This window comes from Variovorax sp. 20P10.2.4 (genome assembly GCF_058244205.1).
This window is the reverse complement of the sequence record NZ_JBZAYE010000553.1, coordinates 1-4,833: the sequence shown is the minus strand read 5'-3', so window position 1 is coordinate 4,833 and position 4,833 is coordinate 1. Positions and strand designations below refer to the sequence as shown.

The following is a 4,833-nucleotide window of genomic DNA, read 5'->3' as shown; positions in this document are numbered from 1 at the left end:
TCACGCTGGGCGCCGCGCACGCGCTGCATCGGCAGCGAGGCGAGCGCGCCGGCATTGCCGTGCGCGCCGCCGTGCAGGTGCGAGTTGAGCACCAGGCCACCGCCGACGAAGGTGTCGACGAACACGTAGAGAAAGCTCTTCAGGTCGTGGCCGCGCCCGCTCACCAGCTCGGCCACGCAGGCCGCGACCGTGTCGCGCGCGAAGATCACCGGCAGGTCGGTGCGCTGGCGCACCTCGGCGCCCAGGTCCATGCCGTTCCACAGGTCGGACTGCGCCTTCGACAGCCCGAGCGTGCGGTGCCAGCCGCCGAGCAGGAACGGCGCGGCGAGCCCCACGCCGACGGTGCGCGCGGCCAAGGGTCCGAGGCCATCGCGCAGCCGGTGGGTGTGCTGCGCGATCGCGGGCAGCAGCGCTTCGGCATCGGGAAAGTCGTAGGCCATCGCGTGGCGCTCGCGCACCTGGGCCGTGAAGTCGATCAGCAGCCATTCGGCGCCGCGCCGGCCGACCTTGACGCCGATCGCGAAGGCGCCGTCGGGGTTGAGCGCGAGCGGCACCGAGGGCTGGCCGATGCGGCCGCGCACGCGGCTCTGCTTGACGATCAGCCCGTCCTCCTCGAGCCGCGCGGTGATCAGCCCGATGGTCTGCGCGCTCAGGCCGGTGAGGCGCGCGAGGTCGGCCTTGGGCAGGCTGCCGTGCACGCGCAGCGCCTGCAGCACGGTGCGCTCGTTGAACTGGCGCATGCCGACCTGGTTCGAGCCGCGCGGGCGCAGCAGGTCGGGCATGCGCGCGGCGGGCGCGGCATCAGGCATGCGCCTCCGCGGGCAAGGCGCTCGGCGGCATGGCACCGGTCATCACGGCCACGGTGTCGCTCATGCTGATCTTCTTCGGATCGAGCACGGCGGCGCGCTTGCCCAGGCGCGCGACGTGGATGCGGTCGGCGACCTCGAACACGTGCGGCATGTTGTGGCTGATCAGCACCACGGGCAGGCCGCGGTCGCGCACGCGGCGGATCAGCTCGAGCACCATGTTGCCCTCCTTCACGCCGAGCGCGGCGGTGGGCTCGTCCATGATGACCACGTGGCGCGCGAAGGCCGCGCTGCGCGCCACCGCCACGCACTGGCGCTGGCCGCCCGAGAGGGTCTCGACCGCCTGCGTCATCGACTGGATGCCGACCTTGAGGTCCGCCATGCGGGCCGCGCTCTCCAGCAGCATCTTCTTCTTGTCGAGCATGCGCAGCACGTTGCCGAGAAAGCCGGGGCGGCGCAGCTCGCGGCCGAGGAACAGGTTCTCGTAGATGGTCATCGCGGGCGCGACGGCCAGGTCCTGGTAGACGGTCTCGATGCCGGCCCGCCGCGCATCGAGCGGATTGCGGAACTGCACCGGCTGGCCGTCGAGCAGGATCTGGCCCTCGTCGGGCACGATCGCGCCCGACAGCGCCTTGATCAGCGAGGACTTGCCCGCGCCGTTGTCGCCGATCACCGCGAGGATCTCGCCCTCGCGCAGCTCGAAGTCGACGCCGTCGAGCGCGGTGACCTGGCCGTAGCGCTTCACCAGGCCCCGGGCCTGCATCACCACCTTCGGGTTCGTCACGGCGTTCATCAGCGGGCCCCCTTGCGCGAGAGCTGGTCGGCCGCCACCGCGAGGATCACGAGCACGCCCGTCACCAGCACCTGGTAGATCGACGACACGCCCATCAGCGTGAGCCCGTTGCGGAACACGCCCACGATCAGCACGCCGATCAGCGAGCCGAGCACGATGCCGCGCCCGCCGAACAGGCTGGTGCCGCCCAGCACCACGGCCGTGATGGCATCGAGGTTCTCGGTCTGGCCCGCGTTGGGATCGCCCACGCCGGTGCGCGCCACCGAGAGCAACGAGGCGATGCCGTAGAGCACGCCCGCGGCCACGTACACGCCCAGCAGCACGCGCTGCGTCGGGATGCCGACCAGCCGCGTGGCCTCGGCGTTGTTGCCCACCGCGTAGATGTGGCGGCCGGCGCCGGTCTCGCGCAGCACGAACCACGCGAGGCCGTAGAGCGCCACCATCAGCACCGAGCCCCACGCCACCTCGGCGCTGCCGATGGTGAAGGTGGTGCCCAGGCCCGTGAGGCCGGCCGGCAGGTCGGTGATGGTCTGCGAGGACGAATACAGCTGCGTGATCGCGAACGCGATGTTCAGCGTGCCCAGCGTCACGATGAAGGGCGGCAGCTTGATGCGCGTGACCAGCAGGCCGTTGAGCAGGCCGAACAGCGTGGTCACGCCGATGCCGCAGAGGATGGCCACCGGCACCGGCAGGCCGAGCTCGGTGGCGAACTTGGTCATGATGATGCCGCCCAGCGCCATCACCATGCCGCACGACAGGTCGATGCCGGCCGTGAGAATGATCAGCGTCTGGCCGATCGCGATCACGCCGACCACCATCACCTGCTGCAGGATCAGCGAGAGGTTGCCGCCGGTGAGAAAGCGGTCGGACTGGGTCGCGAAGAAGATGCAGGCACCCAGCAGGGCCAGCCACGGCCCGAGGGCGCCCCACGGGATGTGGTGCGTTGCGGATTTCGCCATCGATGTGCCTCCCTGGGGCGGACTGCTTACTTCTTGCCCCAGCACAGCTCGGCGCCGGTCTTGGTGTCCTTGCTCTCGACGCCGGCCACGCTCTTGCCCGCGATCAGGGTCACGCCGGTGTCGACGTAGCCCGAGGCCTTCTTGCCGGTCTTCGCGAACTCCACGCCCGCGGCCACGCCCATCGCGGCCATCTTCAGCGGGTACTGCTGCGAGGTCGCGGCGATGATGCCGGCGTTGGTGTCCTTGATGCCCTGGCAGCCGCCGTCGACCGAGACGATCAGCACGCCCTTCTCCTTGCCCGCGCGCTTGAGCGCGTTGTAGGCACCGGCCGCGGCGGGCTCGTTGATGGTGTAGACCAGGTTCACGTCGGGCGCCTTCTGCAGGCAGTTCTCCATCACGGTCTGGGCCTTGGCCTGGTCGCCGAAGCTGTCGGCCATGCAGACGATCTCGGGCGCCTTCGACAGCTCGTTCGACTTGGCGTCGTTCGCGGCCAGCCCGAAGCCCTTCATGAAGCCGTTGTGGCGCTGCGCGCCCACCGGGTGGCCCGGCAGCAGGTCGAGCGCGACGATCTTCGGCGTCTTGCCGGCCATCGCGGCCTTGGCGTATTCGCCGATCAGCACGCCGGCCGTGTAGTTGTTGGTGGCGAACAGCGCGTCGGTGGCCTCGGGCGGATCGGCCGGGCTGTCGAGCGCGATCACCATGATCCCCTTGTCGCGTGCCTTCTTGATCGCCGGCACGATGGCCTTGGCGTCGCTCGGCGTGATCAGGATGGTCTTGGCGCCGGCCGCGATCATGTTCTCCATCGCCGTGATCTGGCCCGCGTTGTCGCCGTCGGCCTTGCCCGCGCCCGACAGCAGCTTGGCGCCGAGCTTCTTCGCCTCTTCCTGCGCGCCTTCCTTCATCTTCACGAAGAAGGGGTTGGTCTCGGTCTTGGTGACAAGGCCGATCACGGGTTCGCCGGCGGCGAAGGCGGTGGATGCGGCGACGGACGCGGCCGCCAGGGCCAGGATGCAGCGGATGCGGGGCATGGGTTGTCTCTCCTTGGGCAGGCGGCTGGATCGGACCGCCCTGTTGGTTCTCGGAATCCGGCCGGGTCGCCATGCGGAGGGCGTCGCCGGGCCGGGCGCCAGCGGACTATCGGCGAAGGGAAGGACTAAATCAATATGATTTAGTTATCGAAAACCCGCACAGGAAGCGTCAAGGATTCGGCTCGCAGCCCAGGATTTGGACGCCTGTCAAACGAAACAGTTACTTGCATTTACTCTCATTACCGACAGAATGACTCAGCATCTGGAGGTCAAGCACGCGTGAGTGGCGAGGTCGTCGAACTGCTGAGAACCCAGCCCGAAATCGCGCTGTTCCTCGTGCTCGCCGTCGGCCATGCCGTCGGCGCCATCCGCTTCGGACCGATCCAGCTCGGCGGCATCTGCGGCACCCTGATCGCCGCGCTGGTGGTCGGCCAGCTCGGCATCCGGGTCGACGACAGCGTGAAGAACGTGTTCTTCATGCTCTTCATCTTCGCGCTCGGCTATGCGGGCGGCCCGCAGTTCTTCGCCAACCTCGACGCCAAGGGCCTGCGCCTGGGCCTGCTGTGCCTGGTCGAGGTGGTGGCGGTGCTCGCGCTGGTGCTGGGCGCCACCGTGCTGCTGTCGCTCGACCAGGGCACGGCCGCCGGACTGATGGCCGGCGCGGCCACCGAATCGGCGGTGGTGGGCACGGCCACCGACGCGATCTCCAAGCTCGGCCTGCCCGCGGCGGACATGCAGCAGCTGCAGGCCAACGTGGTCACGGCCTACTCCATCACCTACGTGTTCGGACTGATCGCGATCGTGGTTTTCACGAGCCAGATATTTCCGCTGCTGCTGCGCGTGGACCTGCGCGCCGAGGCCGACCGGCTGTGGAAGACCATGGGCGGCGGCGGCGACGATCCCGGCGCCGCGAGCGCGGTGCCCGAGATGGTCGGCCGCGTGTTCGAGGTGACGACGGGACGCGGCCGTTCGATCGGCGAGCTGGCGGCGATCCTCGGCGGCCAGGCCCACATCGAGCGCGTGCTGCGCGCCGGCCAGAGCCTGGCGGTGGAACCCGCGCTGCGGCTGCGCGCCCACGACCGGGTGCTGGCCATCGGCCGCCGCGCGGCGCTGGTCAACGTGGCCGAGCTGCTGGGCCGCGAGTTCGCCGACACCACGGCCTTCGACGCGGTGGTCGAGACCACCGAGGCGGTGCTGAACCGGCGCGAGTGGTTCGGCCGCGAGCTGCGCGAGCTGGCCGCGGCGCT

The 4,833-nt window shown here is 69.7% G+C and carries 5 protein-coding genes; 1 reads left to right on the top strand and 4 read right to left on the bottom strand.

Translation table 11 applies throughout. The features are described 5' to 3' along the window. The 4 genes from AC27VN_RS32760 to AC27VN_RS32745 all read right to left on the bottom strand — a co-directional run. A partial coding sequence (locus AC27VN_RS32760; protein WP_490879265.1) for an ROK family transcriptional regulator occupies nt 1-809 on the bottom strand: 809 nt, incomplete at its 3' end. After that, nucleotides 802-1,599, bottom strand: coding sequence for an ATP-binding cassette domain-containing protein (locus AC27VN_RS32755; RefSeq protein WP_490879264.1), 798 nt, complete (start codon nt 1,597-1,599; stop codon nt 802-804). The genes AC27VN_RS32760 and AC27VN_RS32755, both read right to left, overlap by 8 nt. Then, nucleotides 1,599-2,558, bottom strand: a complete 960-nt coding sequence (locus AC27VN_RS32750) for an ABC transporter permease (protein ID WP_208508560.1) — start codon at nt 2,556-2,558, stop codon at nt 1,599-1,601. Before AC27VN_RS32750 ends, AC27VN_RS32755 begins: the two co-directional genes overlap by 1 nt. Nucleotides 2,559-2,584: 26 nt before the next feature. Next, nucleotides 2,585-3,586, bottom strand: coding sequence for a sugar ABC transporter substrate-binding protein (locus tag AC27VN_RS32745; protein ID WP_203201689.1), 1,002 nt, complete (start codon nt 3,584-3,586; stop codon nt 2,585-2,587). A 279-nt stretch (nt 3,587-3,865) separates the two neighbouring features. On the opposite strand from AC27VN_RS32745, the gene AC27VN_RS32740 reads away from it, so the two are divergent. Beyond that, nucleotides 3,866-4,833 (top strand): aspartate-alanine antiporter-like transporter (locus AC27VN_RS32740; protein ID WP_490879263.1); only part of this gene is annotated, 968 nt, incomplete at its 3' end.